Source organism: Klebsiella sp. K-3 (assembly GCF_051207495.1).
GTDB classification, from domain to species: domain Bacteria; phylum Pseudomonadota; class Gammaproteobacteria; order Enterobacterales; family Enterobacteriaceae; genus Klebsiella; species Klebsiella aerogenes.
Window position 1 is genome coordinate 272,674 of the sequence record NZ_JBPNXF010000005.1, and the last position, 17,331, is coordinate 290,004.

General features: G+C 55.9%; 16 protein-coding genes. 6 read left to right on the plus strand and 10 right to left on the minus strand.

Annotated features, from left to right (window positions below):
• Window positions 1-7: 7 nt before the first annotated feature.
• Together secA and mutT are read left to right on the plus strand one after the other, a co-directional pair.
• The gene (gene secA, locus ACSEMK_RS10030; RefSeq protein ID WP_032709883.1) at window positions 8-2,713 is read left to right on the plus strand and encodes a preprotein translocase subunit SecA; all 2,706 of its coding nucleotides are present in this window, start codon (window positions 8-10) and stop codon (window positions 2,711-2,713) included.
• Between the two features lie 60 nt (window positions 2,714-2,773).
• The gene (gene mutT, locus ACSEMK_RS10035; protein ID WP_087860883.1) at window positions 2,774-3,166 is read left to right on the plus strand and encodes an 8-oxo-dGTP diphosphatase MutT; all 393 of its coding nucleotides are present in this window, start codon (window positions 2,774-2,776) and stop codon (window positions 3,164-3,166) included.
• A gap of 67 nt (window positions 3,167-3,233) precedes the next feature.
• Here mutT and yacG read toward each other — a convergent pair whose 3' ends face one another.
• The 3 genes from yacG to coaE are packed head-to-tail and all read right to left on the minus strand — an operon-like array spanning window position 3,234 to window position 4,801.
• Window positions 3,234-3,428, minus strand: coding sequence for a DNA gyrase inhibitor YacG (yacG, locus tag ACSEMK_RS10040; RefSeq protein ID WP_015368237.1), 195 nt, complete (start codon window positions 3,426-3,428; stop codon window positions 3,234-3,236).
• A gap of 9 nt (window positions 3,429-3,437) precedes the next feature.
• Window positions 3,438-4,181: a cell division protein ZapD gene (gene zapD / locus ACSEMK_RS10045; RefSeq protein WP_087860882.1), complete on the minus strand. Its 744-nt coding sequence runs from the start codon at window positions 4,179-4,181 to the stop codon at window positions 3,438-3,440.
• Window positions 4,181-4,801, minus strand: coding sequence for a dephospho-CoA kinase (coaE, locus tag ACSEMK_RS10050; RefSeq protein WP_430914836.1), 621 nt, complete (start codon window positions 4,799-4,801; stop codon window positions 4,181-4,183). Before coaE ends, zapD begins: the two co-directional genes overlap by 1 nt.
• Before the next feature lie 337 nt (window positions 4,802-5,138).
• On the opposite strand from coaE, the gene ACSEMK_RS10055 reads away from it, so the two are divergent.
• Complete coding sequence (locus ACSEMK_RS10055) at window positions 5,139-6,182, plus strand: GMP reductase (RefSeq protein WP_015368234.1); 1,044 nt, start codon at window positions 5,139-5,141, stop codon at window positions 6,180-6,182.
• A gap of 30 nt (window positions 6,183-6,212) precedes the next feature.
• On the opposite strand, the gene hofC is transcribed toward ACSEMK_RS10055, so the two are convergent.
• From hofC to nadC, 4 genes are all read right to left on the minus strand, one after another.
• Window positions 6,213-7,418, minus strand: a complete 1,206-nt coding sequence (gene hofC / locus ACSEMK_RS10060) for a protein transport protein HofC (RefSeq protein ID WP_430914837.1) — start codon at window positions 7,416-7,418, stop codon at window positions 6,213-6,215.
• Window positions 7,408-8,793 carry a type II secretion system protein GspE gene (gspE, locus tag ACSEMK_RS10065; protein WP_430914860.1) on the minus strand — a complete coding sequence of 462 codons (1,386 nt, stop codon included), beginning with the start codon at window positions 8,791-8,793 and terminating at the stop codon, window positions 7,408-7,410. Before gspE ends, hofC begins: the two co-directional genes overlap by 11 nt.
• Window positions 8,794-8,803: 10 nt before the next feature.
• Entirely contained in the window at window positions 8,804-9,235 is a 432-nt protein-coding gene (ppdD, locus tag ACSEMK_RS10070; RefSeq protein WP_087860878.1) for a prepilin peptidase-dependent pilin, read from the minus strand.
• Window positions 9,236-9,415: 180 nt separating this feature from the next.
• On the minus strand, window positions 9,416-10,309 hold the full coding sequence (gene nadC / locus ACSEMK_RS10075) for a carboxylating nicotinate-nucleotide diphosphorylase (RefSeq protein ID WP_430914838.1): 894 nt from the start codon (window positions 10,307-10,309) through the stop codon (window positions 9,416-9,418).
• A 137-nt stretch (window positions 10,310-10,446) separates the two neighbouring features.
• On the opposite strand from nadC, the gene ampD reads away from it, so the two are divergent.
• Both ampD and ampE read left to right on the plus strand, forming a co-directional pair.
• Window positions 10,447-11,010, plus strand: a complete 564-nt coding sequence (ampD, locus tag ACSEMK_RS10080; protein ID WP_308958823.1) for a 1,6-anhydro-N-acetylmuramyl-L-alanine amidase AmpD — start codon at window positions 10,447-10,449, stop codon at window positions 11,008-11,010.
• Window positions 11,007-11,861 carry a beta-lactamase regulator AmpE gene (ampE, locus tag ACSEMK_RS10085; RefSeq protein WP_087860876.1) on the plus strand — a complete coding sequence of 285 codons (855 nt, stop codon included), beginning with the start codon at window positions 11,007-11,009 and terminating at the stop codon, window positions 11,859-11,861. The genes ampD and ampE overlap by 4 nt, the downstream gene beginning before the upstream one ends.
• Before the next feature lie 134 nt (window positions 11,862-11,995).
• Here ampE and ACSEMK_RS10090 read toward each other — a convergent pair whose 3' ends face one another.
• From ACSEMK_RS10090 to aroP, 3 genes are all read right to left on the minus strand, one after another.
• On the minus strand, window positions 11,996-12,946 hold the full coding sequence (locus ACSEMK_RS10090; protein WP_430914839.1) for a glycoside hydrolase family 43 protein: 951 nt from the start codon (window positions 12,944-12,946) through the stop codon (window positions 11,996-11,998).
• Entirely contained in the window at window positions 12,946-14,352 is a 1,407-nt protein-coding gene (locus ACSEMK_RS10095; RefSeq protein ID WP_430914840.1) for a glycoside-pentoside-hexuronide (GPH):cation symporter, read from the minus strand. Before ACSEMK_RS10095 ends, ACSEMK_RS10090 begins: the two co-directional genes overlap by 1 nt.
• A gap of 171 nt (window positions 14,353-14,523) precedes the next feature.
• On the minus strand, window positions 14,524-15,897 hold the full coding sequence (gene aroP / locus ACSEMK_RS10100) for an aromatic amino acid transporter AroP (RefSeq protein ID WP_161799840.1): 1,374 nt from the start codon (window positions 15,895-15,897) through the stop codon (window positions 14,524-14,526).
• Between the two features lie 645 nt (window positions 15,898-16,542).
• On the opposite strand from aroP, the gene pdhR reads away from it, so the two are divergent.
• Complete coding sequence (gene pdhR / locus ACSEMK_RS10105; protein ID WP_015368223.1) at window positions 16,543-17,322, plus strand: pyruvate dehydrogenase complex transcriptional repressor PdhR; 780 nt, start codon at window positions 16,543-16,545, stop codon at window positions 17,320-17,322.
• Window positions 17,323-17,331: the final 9 nt, after the last annotated feature.

The following is a 17,331-nucleotide window of genomic DNA, read 5'->3' on the forward strand; positions in this document are numbered from 1 at the left end:
TTTTATTATGCTAATTAAAATGTTAACTAAAGTGTTCGGTAGCCGTAACGACCGTACGCTGCGTCGTATGCGCAAAGTCGTCAATATCATCAACGGTATGGAACCGGCGATGGAAAAGCTCTCTGATGATGAGCTGAAAGCCAAAACCGGAGAATTCCGCGCGCGTCTGGAGAAAGGTGAAAGCCTGGAAAGCCTGATCCCGGAAGCTTTTGCCGTAGTGCGCGAAGCGAGTAAACGCGTCTTCGGCATGCGCCACTTCGACGTGCAGCTGCTGGGCGGTATGGTACTGAACGACCGCTGCATCGCGGAAATGCGTACCGGTGAAGGTAAAACCCTGACCGCGACCCTGCCGGCCTACCTTAACGCGCTGACCGGTAAAGGCGTTCACGTCGTTACCGTCAACGACTATCTGGCGCAGCGTGACGCCGAAAACAACCGTCCGCTGTTCGAATTCCTTGGTATGAGCGTGGGCATCAATATGTCCGGCCTGCCTGCGCCGGCGAAGCGTGAAGCCTACGCAGCCGACATCACCTACGGTACCAACAACGAATACGGCTTCGACTATCTGCGCGATAACATGGCGTTCAGCCCGGAAGAGCGCGTACAGCGTAAACTGCACTATGCGCTGGTGGATGAGGTGGACTCCATCCTGATCGACGAAGCGCGTACGCCGCTTATCATTTCCGGCCCGGCTGAAGACAGCTCCGAAATGTATCGCAAGGTGAACAAAATTATTCCGCACTTGATCCGCCAGGAAAAGGAAGACTCCGACACCTTTACCGGTGAAGGCCACTTCTCCGTGGATGAGAAAGCTCGCCAGGTTAACCTGACCGAACGCGGTCTGGTACTGATCGAAGAGCTGCTGGTGCAGGAAGGCATCATGGAGGAAGGCGAATCGCTGTATTCTCCGACCAACATCATGCTGATGCACCACGTTACCGCCGCGCTGCGCGCCCACGCGCTGTTTACCCGCGACGTTGACTACATTGTGAAAGATGGCGAAGTCATCATCGTCGATGAACACACCGGCCGTACGATGCAGGGGCGTCGCTGGTCCGATGGCCTGCACCAGGCGGTAGAAGCCAAAGAAGGCGTGGAGATCCAGAACGAGAACCAGACTCTGGCATCCATCACCTTCCAGAACTACTTCCGCCTGTACGAGAAGCTGGCGGGGATGACCGGTACCGCGGATACCGAAGCCTTTGAATTCAGCTCCATCTATAAACTGGATACCGTTGTCGTCCCGACTAACCGTCCGATGATCCGTAAGGATATGGCGGATCTGGTCTACATGACCGAAGCGGAAAAAATTCAGGCGATTATCGAGGATATTAAAGATCGTACCGCTGCCGGTCAGCCGGTGCTGGTCGGTACTATCTCAATCGAAAAATCTGAAGTGGTTTCCCGTGAACTGACGAAAGCCGGCATCAAGCACAACGTCCTGAACGCCAAGTTCCACGCCAGTGAAGCGGATATCGTCGCTCAGGCGGGTTATCCGGCTGCGGTCACTATCGCCACCAACATGGCGGGCCGTGGTACCGATATTATGCTCGGCGGTAGCTGGCAGGCAGAAGTCGCCGCGCTGGAAAATCCAACGCCGGAGCAGATTGAAAAAATCAAAGCTGACTGGCAGGTGCGCCACGATGCGGTCCTGGCCGCAGGCGGTCTGCACATCATCGGTACCGAGCGTCATGAATCCCGCCGTATCGATAACCAGCTACGTGGCCGTGCTGGCCGTCAGGGTGATGCCGGTTCTTCCCGCTTCTACCTGTCGATGGAAGATGCCCTGATGCGTATCTTCGCCTCCGATCGCGTATCCGGCATGATGCGTAAACTGGGGATGAAGCCGGGCGAAGCTATCGAGCACCCGTGGGTGACCAAAGCGATTGCCAACGCTCAGCGTAAAGTGGAAAGCCGCAACTTCGATATTCGTAAACAGCTGCTGGAATATGATGACGTCGCCAACGATCAGCGTCGCGCTATTTACACCCAGCGTAACGAGCTGCTGGATATCTCCGACGTGAGCGAAACCATCAACAGCATCCGCGAAGATGTCTTCAAAGCCACTATCGATGCGCACATTCCGCCGCAGTCGCTGGAAGAAATGTGGGATATCGAAGGCCTGCAGGAACGTCTGAAAAACGACTTCGACCTTGATCTGCCAATCAAAGAGTGGCTGGATAAAGAGCCGGAGCTGCATGAAGAGACCCTGCGCGAACGTATTCTGCAGAGCGCGGTAGAAACCTACCAGCGTAAAGAAGAAGTGGTCGGCGCCGAAATGATGCGTCACTTCGAGAAAGGCGTCATGCTGCAAACGCTGGATTCCCTGTGGAAAGAGCACCTGGCGGCGATGGACTACCTGCGCCAGGGTATTCATCTGCGCGGCTATGCGCAGAAAGATCCGAAGCAGGAGTACAAGCGCGAATCCTTCTCAATGTTCGCAGCTATGCTCGAATCGCTGAAGTATGAAGTCATCAGCACCCTGAGCAAGGTGCAGGTGCGGATGCCGGAAGAAGTCGAAGAGATGGAACAGCAACGTCGTGAAGAGGCGGAGCGTCTCGCGCAGATGCAGCAGCTGAGCCATCAGGATGACGATACTCTGGCTGCCGCCTCGCTGGCTGAGCAGACCGGCGACCGTAAGGTTGGCCGTAACGATCCGTGCCCGTGCGGTTCCGGTAAAAAATACAAACAGTGCCACGGCCGTCTAAGCTAAGGGCTGATAAAAAGCAAACCAGGGCGCAGATTTCTGCGCCTTTTTTATGGAGCTGATTCAATGAAAAAACTGCAAATCGCCGTCGGGATAATTCGCAATCCGCAAGGCGAAATATTTATTACCCAGCGTGCCGCAGACGCGCATATGGCTAATAAACTGGAATTCCCCGGCGGCAAAATAGAATCAGGTGAAACGCCGGAACAGGCGCTGGTACGTGAACTGCAGGAAGAGGTCGGGATTACGGTGACGACGTCTGCGTTGTTCGACAAACTGGAGTATCAGTTCCCTGACCGCCATATCACGCTATGGTTCTTCCTGGTGGAAAACTGGCAAGGCGAGCCGTGGGGCAAAGAAGGACAACCGGGGCAGTGGATGGCGCAGCAGGCGCTGGATCCGCAGGCATTTCCGCCGGCGAACGAGCCGATAATCAATAAACTTATTACGCTTGCCTGAGCGCCGGGCAACCCGGCGCCTGCCTGAAACGCTAATCCGGATCGTCCCGGGTTAGCGATAGGGAAGGTTACTGCTGCGGCTCGCTCCAGTCATCGCTGTCGGACAAGTCGCCGGAACTGGGTATACGTTTCTCTTCCGCCGCCCACTCGCCAAGATCGATAAGCTGGCAGCGTTTCGAGCAAAACGGGCGAAACGGGCTTTGCTCGCTCCAGACGACGTTTTTACCGCAGGTTGGGCAGTTAACGATAGTCTCTTCTGACATAGTGTCTCCTTAGCAACAAGCCAGTTCAAAATCAAAGCGTTCCGGCACGATGCCATGCTCGCTGTCCAGTGGCAGGAAACGGATAGCAAAGCGGCTTTTATGGCCGGAAATTTGCGGATACAACTGGCTTGCGAGATCCAGGCGCAGGCGCAGCAGATCGGCATCGTCGCCGTTATCCTGATAAAAACCATTGAGGCTGGTTTGCTTACGGAAAGGCGCGGAGTTACGAATCAAATCAAGGATCAGCTCCAGCGACTGCATCAGCGGCGTCAGGCTCGCTAACCATCTCGCCACCTGCTCATCACGATACTCTTGCGGCATATGCAGCCAGATATGCAGCGTTGGTAAATCAAAGCCGCAACAGCCTCCAGGGATGCTCAGACGCTGGCGCACCAGGCCAATCAGCCGATCTTCACGAAGAAACTGGCCAATGCGCGGAGCGGAGATCAAGGTGCTGCCGGACTGTTTAAGCTGCTGACGTAGGGCTTCAATACGCTGCTGGTCGACGCCGGGCACTTCGGCCCAGGTTTGTAATTTCCGCTGTTGTCGCTCCAGCTCTTTCAGCAGATCGGTACGCACTTCACCGCGTTCCAGCACATCCAGTAGATCGCCGGTATTGCGGAAAAAATGGAGGGCGTCCGCATAGCTGGCGATGGTGGGGCGAGAAGAGAGCTGCTGAAATAAAAATTCAATGCGCAGCCAGGTGCGCATTTTCTCATTGAGCGGATGTTCGAAGAGAACAGGGGTATGCATTACGGTTTTTCCTGTGAGGCGGCCTGCGATGCCAGCATTAAATACTTTTCGTGCAGGCGGGCGACGTGGGATGCGACGGCATCCGCGGAGCCCATGTTTTCAATAACATCATCCGCTGCGGCAAGACGCTGTTCGCGTGTCGCCTGGGCGGCAAGAATATGTTCAGCGTGTTCGCGACTGACCCCATCGCGGCGCATGGTGCGCTCGATTTGCGTCTCTTTCGGCACATCGACAACCAGTATGCGATCGGCTTTATCGGTCAGTCGGTTTTCGACCAGCAAGGGTACGACCCAGAGGAGATAAGGTGAGGTTGAGGCCTGCATCTGACGGCGCGTTTCTTGCTGAATCAGCGGATGCAGCAGCGCGTTAAGCCAGGCCTTGTCCTCGCTATGAGCAAAAATGCGTTCGCGTAAGCGGCGGCGATTCAGACTGCCATCGTCGTTGATCATCTGCGGACCAAATCTTTCGGCAATGGCGAGCAGAGCAGGTGTACCGGGCTCTACAACCTGACGCGCAATAATATCGGCGTCGATGACGGTTACGCCCAGGTGAGCAAACTCGTCGGCGACGGTACTTTTACCGCTACCGATGCCGCCTGTTAACGCTACCGTATACCCCATACACTTCAATCCCGATGTCACATTATTGTTCAAAACCCTGGCGATTCACCGCGCCCGTCAGGCGCCGGGGATAGCTTAATCGAGATTTTGCTAAATCGAAAAAGTATCCATTATGTGAATCGTTACTTTCTTTATATATGAAAATCAATTGGTTAAAAATGATGCACTGGTAAGGAAAGCACACGAGCGTGTTTTTCGCTATTCACCAGGTAAATTTAAACGATTGTAGCGTAAAAAAAGTGAAAATCGCAGTCTTGCGCGGCTATGATTCGTGCGTATGATAGCGTCACTGGAGTTGTGCTCTCACATTAATGCAATTAACCCCAGGAATTCGCACATGCGTATTGAAGAAGATCTGAAGCTAGGTTTTAAAGACGTTCTTATCCGCCCGAAGCGCTCTACCCTCAAAAGCCGTTCTGATGTTCAGCTGGAACGTGAATTCACCTTTAAGCATTCAGGCCAGACCTGGTCCGGCGTACCGATTATTGCTGCTAACATGGATACCGTCGGCACCTTCAGCATGGCGAAAGCCCTGTCCGCTTTTGGAATTCTGACCGCCGTGCACAAGCACTACAGCGTTGAAGAATGGCAGGCGTTTGTGCAGAGCGAATCCGCAGAAGTGCTGCAGCATGTGATGGTGTCCACCGGCACCTCTGACGCGGACTTTGAAAAAACTCAGCAGATCCTGACCCAGAATCCACAGCTGAACTTTGTCTGCATCGACGTGGCTAACGGCTACTCTGAACACTTTGTTCAGTTCGTGGCGAAAGCACGCGCCGCCTGGCCGCAAAAAACCATTATTGCCGGCAACGTAGTGACCGGTGAGATGTGTGAAGAACTGATTCTTTCCGGCGCTGATATCGTTAAAGTCGGCATCGGCCCAGGTTCCGTCTGTACTACCCGCGTGAAAACCGGCGTTGGCTATCCGCAGCTGTCTGCGGTGATTGAGTGCGCTGATGCCGCGCACGGTCTCGGCGGCCAGATCATCAGCGATGGCGGCTGCACCATGCCGGGCGATGTCGCGAAAGCTTTTGGCGGCGGCGCCGATTTCGTGATGCTCGGCGGGATGCTGGCGGGCCACGAGGAGAGCGGCGGTACCGTGGTTGAAGAGAACGGTGAAAAATTCATGCTGTTTTACGGTATGAGCTCTGAGTCGGCGATGACACGCCACGTCGGCGGCGTCGCGAAGTACCGCGCGGCGGAAGGTAAAACCGTCAAGCTGCCGCTGCGCGGCCCGGTGGATAATACCGCGCGTGATATCCTCGGCGGCCTGCGTTCAGCATGCACCTATGTCGGGGCTTCTCGCCTGAAAGAGCTGACTAAACGTACAACCTTTATCCGCGTACAGGAACAAGAGAACCGCGTGTTCAACAGCCTGTAATGACGTTGGCTGGCGCTCTGGCGCCAGCCATTAACTCCCCATTGTGCCCAGCGCATCCCCCAGATGAAAAACAGGTAGGTACATCGCTACCACCAGCACGCCGACGATCGTTCCGGTCACCACCAGCAGTATTGGCTCCAGCAGCGTCGCCAGATTATCCGCCTGTTGATGAGTTTGCTCGCTATGATGGCGCGCCAGGTTATCGAGCATCGTATCCAACACTCCCGATGCCTCGCCGGTACGAATGAGCTGCAGGCACAGCGAGGTGAATCCGCCGCAATTCGTCAGCGCCTGCCAGATTGGATTGCCGTGGATGATATCTGCGCGCGCCTGTGCAATCCGCTTCCGCCATAGCGGGCAGCTCACAGTTTCCTCGACGCTCTCCAGCCCCTGGACAAAGCTTATGCCCGCACTTTGGGTTAGTGAAAGAATGGTAAATATCTGGCTCAGTTGCTGGCCGTTGATCAGCCGACCGGCAATCGGAATCGCGTGTAATAATTTTTGCCTTAACAGCAGCCAGCGAGGCCGACGCCGGGCCAATCGGTTGAGAAATAGCGGAATAGCAAAAAGAGGCGGCAGCAACGGCCAGTAGCGGGCCAACGCATTGCCGATGTGAATGACCATTTGCGTCAGCAGAGGAAGCGGCGTGTTGAAGGTCCGATAGATGGCGGTAAATTCCGGCAGAACGAAAAACAGCATCGCCACGACCAGCGTCAGCGCTAATATCAGGATAATGAACGGATAGCGCAGCGCCTTCTTTACCTTTTCTGTCAGACGCTGCTGTTCCTGCTGCTGTCGCGCGAGCTGAAAGCAGCAGCGTTCCAGCTTACCGGTGAGCTCGCCGGTGCGGATCATCGCCAGATAGAGCGGAGGGAAGACCTGCGGCCATTGCGCCAGGCCGCTGGAGAGAGAAACGCCATTTGTCAGTTCCTGCGCCAGCACTCGTAGCAACGCCTGCCACTGTTTGTGCGGCTGTTGTTGGGCCAGCAGCTCCAGCCCTTCAGCCAGCGGTAAACCAGCCTGCAGCAGCGTGGCAAGCTGGCGGATAACCTCACCGCTGTAGCGCGGGCGCCACAGCGAATTCTGTACCGTTTTACGCCGTAGCGCCAGCGGCAGGATCCGCTGCTGTTCCAGTGATGCCAGCGCCTGCCCACGCGTTTCTTGCCACAGGGCGCCCTCGCACGGCATTCCTTGCTTATCCATCCCGCGCCACTGCCAAAGCTGCTTAGTCGCCATGCTGGATCCCCAGCACTCGGATAATCTCTTCAAGAGTGGTTAATCCACGCTCCACCGCTTCACAACCGCTTTCAAACAGTGTCATCATGCCGGCTTCGCGGGCCAGCGTTTCGATTTCCGCCGCGCTGAGATCGTGATTAATGGCCTGACGTAGCACGCTATCCACCGGCAGCAGTTCGAATAAGGCCAGGCGGCCGTAGTAACCGTGGTAGCACTGTGGGCAGCCAACCGCCAGCCAGCCGGGCAATGGGCGTGGCCAAAGACTGTGCGGCACCTCGGTAGGGCGGCCGCCATCGCGCCGGCAGTGGGGGCACAGTTTTCGCACCAGCCGCTGGGCGACCACCAGCGAGAGCGCCGAGGAGATCATCCAGCGCGCTACGCCCATTTGTTGCAGGCGAATCAACGTTTCGCTGGTGGAGTTAGTATGCAATGTAGAGAGCACCAGATGTCCGGTCTGTGCGGCCTTAATGGCGATTTCCGCGGTTTCGGCATCGCGAATTTCTCCGACCATGACGATGTCCGGATCCTGACGCAACAGCGCCCGCAGGACGCTCTGGAAGGTAAGCCCGGATCGCGGGTTGATCTGCGTTTGGTTGAGCCCGGTAAGCGGGATCTCCAGCGGATCTTCCACGCTGCAGATATTGACCTCTTCGCGGTTTCGCGCCTGCAGCGCGCTGTACAGGGTGACGGTTTTGCCACTCCCCGTAGGCCCGGTGACCAGTAGCAATCCCTGCGGCTGGTTCAATGCGGCGCGGAAAAAAGCAAGCTGACGAGAGGAGAGCCCCAGAGCTTCCAGATCCAGCGCCTGCTCCACCTGGTGTAATAAACGCAGGACGATTTTCTCCCCGCCGCGGCAGGGGAGGGTTGCAATGCGAAAGGAGACCGTGCGCCCGGCCAGCGTCAGAGTGAACTGTCCATCCTGCGGCAGACGATGCTCGGCAATATCGAGGTTGCCCAGCACCTTAAGCCGTGCGGTCATTGGCGCAGCCAGCGAAGCTTCAAGTCTCGGTAGGGCATGCAACACGCCATCGACGCGCAGGCGTATCCGCAGCTGATTTTCCGCCGGCTCAATATGGATATCAGAGGCACGCTGGCGCAGCGCCTGCTCCAGAATTTGATTCAGTAGATCGGTTACGCCCTGGGTGTTACCCGTGGCGGACTTTGATGCTGACTGTTGCGCCTCATGCTGACGCTTATCCATCCGCTCCTGGCTCCAGCATTCAATATCGATGCGCTTTTGGGTAGCGAAGCGCAGCGCTTCCATCAGTTCTGGCGCCGGCGCATCCACGACGGCGATAACAATGGTCTGCTCGTCGCTCTTCAACAACAGCGCGTGATGGCGCTGACAGAGTGAGAGTAGCTGTTCGGTTTTCATGGCTGTCACCTCAGTTAAAGCGGAAGACATCTTCGCAGGCCTGCTTTAACGCGCTGTCATCGCTGATGGCGCAGACGCGCTGCCAGCCGGTGATACCGTTGGCGTTATCCCAGGAAGGGGTCAGGGTGACGGCCAGCCCGTTCAGGCTCTCCTGGCCGGTCAGGGTGACTACGCCTTGGGCGACGCTCATCGCCGATACATAGCGGGTGGTCGTTGGTGAGGGGATACCGTTGCTGCCGCCATCGCAGCTGGATAGCCCGCCGTGGTCCAACGCGCACAGCTCTATTGCCGTGCGGTAGGGCACAAAGGTTTGCAGCATATCGGTGAGGGCGGCTTTGCGCAGGTAATTCTGGTAGGCGGGGATGCCGATGGCGCTGAGGATGGCGATAATGCCGATAACCACCATTAATTCGATCAGGGTAAAACCACGTTGCTTATCCATAAGTCACTCCTTGTTCGTTGTGGGGTGACTTTGGCGCGATTACGTCGCGGCGGCGAGGAGGAAAAATACGCTTAGGATGTAGGCATCCAGCTTTTCGGTAGCGCTTTCAAAGATGCACGGTAAGCGTGCGAGGCGTCTCGCAAAAATAGCCCCGATACCCGGCGGATATCGGGGAGAGAATTAACGAAAACGCATGGACAGGTCGAGGGCCCGTACGTGCTTAGTGAGTGCGCCGACGGAAATATAGTCAACGCCAGTTTCCGCGAATTCGCGAATGGTATCGAAGGTAACGTTGCCGGAGACTTCCAGCGCCGCCTGGCCGTTGGTACGTTTTACCGCCTCGCGCATCAGGTCGGTGGTGAAATTGTCGAGCATGATGATATCAGCGCCGGCTTTTAACGCTTCGTCCAGTTCATCCAGCGTTTCGACTTCGACTTCCACCGGTACGTCCGGGTGCAGCCAGAAGGCTTTTTCCACCGCCTGACGTACCGAACCGGAGGCAATGATGTGGTTTTCTTTGATCAGGAAGGCGTCGAAAAGGCCCAGACGGTGGTTCGCGCCGCCGCCGCACAGTACCGCGTACTTCAACGCGGTGCGCAGGCCGGGTAACGTTTTACGCGTATCAAGCAGTTGCGTTTTGGTGCCTTTGAGCAGGTCGACGTAGCGGCGCACTTCGCTTGCTACCCCGGAGAGGGTCTGCACGAAATTTAGCGCGGTGCGTTCGCCGGTTAGCAGCACCCGCGACGGCCCGTCCAGTTCGAACAGCGGCTGATCGGCTTTTACCATATCGCCGTCAGCCACGTGCCAGGTGATGCTGACATCGTCGCCGGCAAGCTGAATGAAAACTTCTTCTACCCAACGCTTACCGCAGAATACCCCATCTTCGCGGGTGATAACGACGGCGTGAGAGCGCGCGTCCGACGGCAATAGTTGCGCGCTAATATCGTTGTTAGCGTCAACTTCGCCGCCCAGATCTTCGCGTAGTGATTGCGCGACGGCGTCGGTAATATCGAGATTAATACGTTCCAGCAGCGCGTCACGGCGGCGGTCGGGGCTGTAGCGACGAGGCGTCATGATAAAGCTCCAGATAGATAAGATTCAGAAGTGGGAAACATGCTAACCTGAACCACGTTTCTGTACCACACATACCCAATGGATTTCGCGTCGCCTGTGGGGCCGCCGGGATCTACGTTTGCGAAAGGAGATTCCCCATGCAGTTGAATGGCGGATGGCTGGTGGGCGCGCGTCGGGTGCCTTCGCCGCATCACGATTGCCGCCCGGACGATGAAAACCCTTCTTTACTGGTGGTACACAATATCAGCCTGCCGCCGGGGGAGTTTGGCGGCCCGTGGATTGACGCGCTATTTACCGGTACGTTGGATGCCGACGCGCATCCTTACTTCGCCGGGATTGCTCATCTGCGCGTTTCGGCGCATTGTCTGATTCGCCGCGATGGCGAAATAGTCCAATATGTGCCCTTTGATAAGCGCGCATGGCATGCGGGCGTCTCCAGCTATCACGGCCGCGAGCGCTGCAATGATTTTTCGATCGGCATTGAGCTGGAAGGGACGGATACTCAGGCCTACACCGAGGCGCAGTACCAGCAGCTAGTGGCGATTACCCAAGCGCTTATCCAGCGTTATCCTGGTATTGCTGATAATATTACCGGCCATTGCGATATCGCGCCGGTACGCAAAACGGATCCCGGCCCGGCCTTTGATTGGGCAAAATACCGCGGTATGTTGGCCGCATCGTCACATAAGGAGATACCATGACGTTGTTTACTACGCTGCTGGTTCTCATCGCCGAGCGTCTGTTCAAGCTTGGCGAGCACTGGCAGCTCGATCATCGCTTGGAGGTACTGTTCCGCCGCGTGAAGCATTTCTCGCTGTTCGGCACCGTGCTGATGACCGTCGTCGCGGTGGCGGTGGTATATGTTATTCAACGCCTGCTACAGGGGCAGCTATTTAACGTACCGCTGCTGGTGTTCTGGATTTTGCTTGGCCTGCTGTGTATCGGCGCGGGTAAGGTGCGCCTGCATTATCATGCCTATCTGAAGGCGGCGGCGAACAACGATAGCCACGCCTGCGATTCGATGGCCAGCGAGCTAACGCTTATTCACGGCGTGCCGCCGGGCTGCGATCGTCAGGAATATCTTCGCGAGCTGCAAAACGCGCTGCTATGGATTAACTATCGCTACTATCTGGCGCCGTTGTTCTGGCTGGTGGTCGGCGGCCCGTGGGGGTTATTGACGCTGACGGCCTATTGCGTCCTGCGCGCCTGGCAGACCTGGCTTGCGCGCTATCAGACGCCGCGCCATCGTTTACAGTCCGGCATTGACGGTATTCTGCATATTGTCGATTGGGTGCCGGTGCGGTTGGTTGGCGTAGTATACGCGCTGCTGGGACACGGCGAAAAAGCGCTGCCGGCGTGGTTTGCCTCGCTAGGCGACCGTCACTCTTCGCAGTATCAGGTATTAACTCGTCTGGCCCAGTTCTCGCTGGCCCGCGAGCCGCATGTCGATGCGGTTGAGACGCCAAAAGCGGCGGTTTCCATGGCGAAGAAAACCTCGCTGGTGGTGGTGGTGATTATGGCGCTGCTGACCATCTACGGGACTTTGATTTAACATCCCGAAGCCAGGCGCTGCTGGGCTTGGCGCACTCATGTCGCCGGATGGCGCTGCGCTTATCCGGCCTACGGTCCTATAACCGTAGCGACAACCCCGCCCGGCGCAGCGCTCGCCGGGCGGGGATTGACTCGCTACAGCGTATCAGCGGGCGGGATGCCGAAGTCGGGCATCCCGTTTTCTTGCCAGCGCACTAACTTCAGCCGGGTGTGACGGTTAGGATCGTACAGCGGGTCGCCTTCAATTTCGGTGTAGTTGCGCGCGTGGTACACCAGCACATCTTCCCCCTGCGGCGTTTGCGTAAAGCTATTGTGGCCGGGACCATACTGGCGGTTTTCATAGCTGGTGCGAAATACCGGCTGCGGGGATTTATGCCAGTTTTCAGCCACCAGCGGGTCGGCTTCACGGTCGATCCATAATAATCCCATGCAGTAGTTTTCATCGGTCGCGCTGGCGGAATAGCTGATAAACAGCTTATCGCCGTGTACCAGCACCGCAGGCCCCTCATTGACCATAAATCCCCGGCATTCCCAGGCGAACTCCGGCTTGCTCAGCATGAGCGGCGCGCCTTTTAGCGTCCACGGGTTTTCCAGCTCCGCCAGATAGAGATTGCTATTGCCGGCGATCTGCGGGTCTTTCTGCGCCCATAAATACCAGCGTTTCCCTTGATGGCAGAAAGTGGTGGCGTCGAGGGCAAAGGTATCGAACGTGGTGATAATTTGCCCTTTTTCATGCCAACGGCCGCTGAGCGGATCGCTGTCGGTACACTCAAGGGCAAACATCCGGTGCTGGAACATCCCCAGGGCGTCGAGGTCATGGGTCGGGGCGGCGGCGAAATAGATATACCACTTGCCGTCGATGTGGTGGAGCTCCGGCGCCCAAATCAGCTGGCTCATCGGCCCGCTTTGCGGCTTGCGCCAGACGGTCACCGGCTCGGCTTCACGCAGGCCTTCCAGCGTGGCGGCGCGGCGAATCTCCAGCCGATCGTATTCCGGCACGGAGGCAATAAAATAGTAGTGGTCGTGATGGCGCAGGATAAAAGGGTCCGCGCGTTGTTCAATAAAGGGGTTAGGCCAGTTGTTCATCAGGCTTTCCTTACGTGTTCACTGGTTTTCAATTCCTGGAGCTCATTCAGTTCGCTGTAGTTACTGCGGCGCTTTTCCAAATCATTCTGGATTTGGCGCATCAGATTGCGGTCAACTTTCAGCAGGCGTACGACGCCTGCGGTAATCAGGTAGCCAACGCCGGGGATCACTGAGAACAGCAGCACGATACCATTTAGCGCCGAGGCGCTTTGCTCCTTCGCGCCGGCATCGTAGCCGTACCACGACAGCAGGAAACCCACCATAGCCCCGGCGACCGCCAGCCCAACTTTTAGGAAGAACAGGTTGCCGGAGAAGCTGATGCCGGTGATCCGTTTACCGGTTTTCCACTCGCCGTAGTCATCAACGTCGGACATCAGCGACCAGTGCAGCGGCGACGGGATTTGATGCAGGATATTGAGCAGGAAGTAGAGCACCAGAATCAGCGTCGTGGCATGCGGATTAAAGAAGTAGAACGCGCAAGAGAAGACCGCCAGTACAATGTTGGTCCAGAAAAAAACCTGCAGTTTACACCAACGGTCGGTCAGCACTTTCGCCAGCATGCTGCCGATCATCATGCCGATGACGCCAAGGCTGATAAACAGGGTGGCGAAATGGGTACTTTGCCCCATGACCCAGGTGACGTAGTACATGGTGGCGGCCATACGGATAAAGCCGGGGCAAACGTTGCACAGGGTTAAGAGCAAAATGCGAACCCACTGGTCGTTTTTCCACACATCTTTGAGGTCTTTTTTCAGCTCGTCGTTGGTTTGGACCGCCGGGCGGATGCGCTCGCGTACGGTGGCGAAGCAGAACAAAAACATACACATGCCGATGAACGCCAATACGGTCATCGCCATTTGATAACCTTTGGCTTTATCAGCGCCGCCGAACCACTCCGCCATAGGCAGCAGAGTCAGCGAGAGCAGAAGCGTCGCGATACCGACCAGCACAAAGCGGTATGACTGGCAGGCGACACGTTCTTGCGGGTCGGATGTCATCACTGTCCCCAAAGAGCAGTAGGGGATATTTATCGCGGTATAGGTTATCGACAGCAGGAAGTAGGTGACGAAGGCATAGATAACCTTGCTGTTGTAGGTCCATTCCGGGGTGGTGAACATCAGTACGCTGAACAGGGCGTAGGGGAAGGCCATCCACAGCAGCCATGGGCGAAAGCGGCCATATTTACTGCGGGTGCGGTCGGCCATCGCTCCCATGATCGGGTCGGTGACGGCATCGATGACGCGCACCGAAAGCAGCAGCACCCCAACCAGCGCCGGCGCAAGACCAAAAATATCCGTATAAAAGTAGTTAACGAACAACATGATGGCGCCAAAGATAATGTTACATCCGGCGTCGCCCATCCCGTAGCCAATCTTTTCTTTCAGCGAAAGTGTATTGCCTGTCATCCTGGAACTCTCCATTGCAGTCTGGAGAGAATTATTGGTCTTAGCGTCGGGAATTACGTTGCAGTAATCCGTCATCGATATGGAGAAAACTGTTACAGGAAGGAAAGTGTGAAGCAGATAACAATGCGCCGTGCCCGTCGGTAAAGGACGGACACGGCGTGACGAGATGTATTATTGTGCTTTTACGACGCCGGCGCTTTTCTGTTTAAACAGATAGCCAACGCCGAGAACGGCAATCCATACCGGTATCAGCCACACCGAAATCGCCATCCCCGGGGTCATCAGCATGATGGCCAGTACCGCGACCATAAACAGCAGGCATACCCAGTTACCCAGCGGGTAGAACAGCGCCGGGAAACGCGTTTTCACGCCTTCCTGCTGCTTGGCGCGACGGAATTTGATATGCGCGAGGCTAATCATCGCCCAGTTAATCACCAGCGCGGAGACCACCAGCGCCATCAGCAGTCCGAACGCCGATTCCGGCGCCAGATAGTTGATCAGCACGCACAGCGCGGTGACCACGGCGGATACCAGAATGGTGTTGACCGGTACGCCGCGCTTATCGAGAGTCAGCAGCGCTTTCGGCGCATTGCCCTGCTGAGCCAGGCCGAATAGCATACGGCTATTACAGTATACGCAGCTGTTGTAAACCGAGAGCGCGGCGGTCAGCACCACGATGTTGAGGGCGTTTGCCACCAGCGTGTCGCCGAGTTCGTGGAAGATCAGCACGAACGGGCTGGTATCGGCGGTGACGCGCGTCCACGGCAGCAGCGAGAGCAGCACGGCCAGGGAGCCTACATAGAAAATAAGGATACGGTAGATAACCTGGTTGGTGGCTTTCGGGATGCTCTTTTCCGGGTTGTCCGCTTCCGCCGCGGTGATCCCCACCAGTTCCAGACCGCCGAAGGAGAACATAATGATCGCCATCATCATCACCAGCCCGGTGAAGCCGTGCGGCAGGAAACCGCCCTGATCCCACAGGTTACTGACCGTCGCCTGCGGGCCGCCGTTGCCGCTGAACAACAGCCAGGCGCCGAACAGAATCATGGCCACTACTGCGACGACTTTAATAATCGCGAACCAGAACTCCATTTCGCCGAACACTTTTACGTTGGTCAGGTTAATGGCGTTAATGGCGATGAAGAAGACCGCCGCGGAGGCCCAGGTAGGGATTTCCGGCCACCAGAACTGGATATATTTGCCCACGGCGGTCAGTTCCGCCATGGCGACAAGCACATACAGCACCCAATAGTTCCAGCCGGAGGCAAAGCCGGCAAAGCCGCCCCAGTATTTATAAGCAAAATGGCTGAATGAACCGGCTACCGGTTCTTCGACGACCATTTCGCCGAGTTGGCGCATGATCAGGAAGGCGATAAACCCGGCGATAGCGTAGCCGAGAATAATACCAGGACCTGCAGATTGAATCACTGACGCACTTCCCAGGAATAAGCCCGTACCGATAGCGCCTCCTAGCGCAATGAGCTGTATATGGCGGTTCTTCAAGCCGCGCTTGAGTCGATCGCCATGCTGTTGACCTTCCATCATGAAACCTCGTGTGTGGTTATTATGTTTATACGCTTCATCCTTCAGGTTGCTGCTTTGCTGTCCGTCTCTGCCAAATAGCATAGTTAGCTAATTTCAAGGCGTTTGAGGCCAGTTTTTACCCGAGTGACGCAACGCACACATTGTTGTGTTTGTGTAATTATGAAATTCCATTTTTGTATTGATTTCTTTACGGAAAGAAAAGCGGAAATTCCCTCAAAGACCTTTCGCCTGATGAAGAATAATGGTAAGGGCGTGCGAATGCACCTGCTTTATGAAGGGATGATGACGGAACGAACAAAAAGACACCGTTTGTCATTTTTTCTTACCACCATCGCCGCTACCCTTTATTGGTTATCTATTCACTTTATTGGTTTATAAATGCACTTTTTCGCTTCTTGAATCGGTTCAGAAAGCGTAATTTTTCGTTTATATAAAGTTAATGCTACCCCTTGCTGGGTAAATGTAAGTTTTGTGCAAGGTTACATTTCTGAAACGTTATTTCTGTAAGGTTGTTAAAAAAGGCCGGGTTTACTGATTTCAATCAAAACCTGTATGGACAGGAGGTGAATACTTTGTTACTTTAGCGCTACGAACTTTAAATTGGTAAGACCAATTGACTCCGGGCGAATGGCAGAGACAGGGAATATGGCCTACAGCAAGATCCGCCAACCAAAACTTTCTGATGTGATAGAGCAGCAGCTGGAGTTTCTGATTCTTGAGGGGACGTTGCGCCCCGGTGAAAAACTCCCGCCTGAACGCGAACTGGCAAAACAGTTCGACGTTTCCCGTCCCTCGCTCCGTGAGGCGATTCAACGCCTCGAAGCCAAGGGCCTGTTGCTTCGTCGCCAGGGCGGTGGAACCTTTGTACAAAGCAGCCTGTGGCAGAGCTTTAGCGACCCGTTGGTCGAGCTCCTGTCCGACCATCCTGAATCCCAATTCGATTTGCTGGAAACCCGTCACGCGCTGGAAGGCATCGCGGCTTATTACGCGGCGCTGCGCAGCAATGATGAAGATCGCGACCGTATTCGCGAACTGCATCAAGCCATTGAACGGGCCCAACAGTCCGGCGATCTCGACGCCGAATCCGGCGCTGTCGTCCAGTACCAAATCGCCGTCACCGAAGCGGCGCACAATGTGGTGTTGCTCCATCTGCTAAGGTGTATGGAGCCGATGCTGGCACAGAACGTTCGTCAGAACTTTGAATTGCTGTATGCCCGCCGGGAAATGCTCCCGTTGGTCAGCAACCATCGTACTCGCATTTTCGAGGCGATAATGGCCGGGGAGCCGGAGCAGGCGCGTGAGGCGTCGCACCGTCACCTGGCGTTCATTGAGGAAATTTTGCTGGATCGTAGCCGTGAACAGAGTCGTAGAGAACGTTCATTGCGTCGTTTACAGCAACGAAAGGACGAGAACTCCGGTTCTTAAGCGCCATTT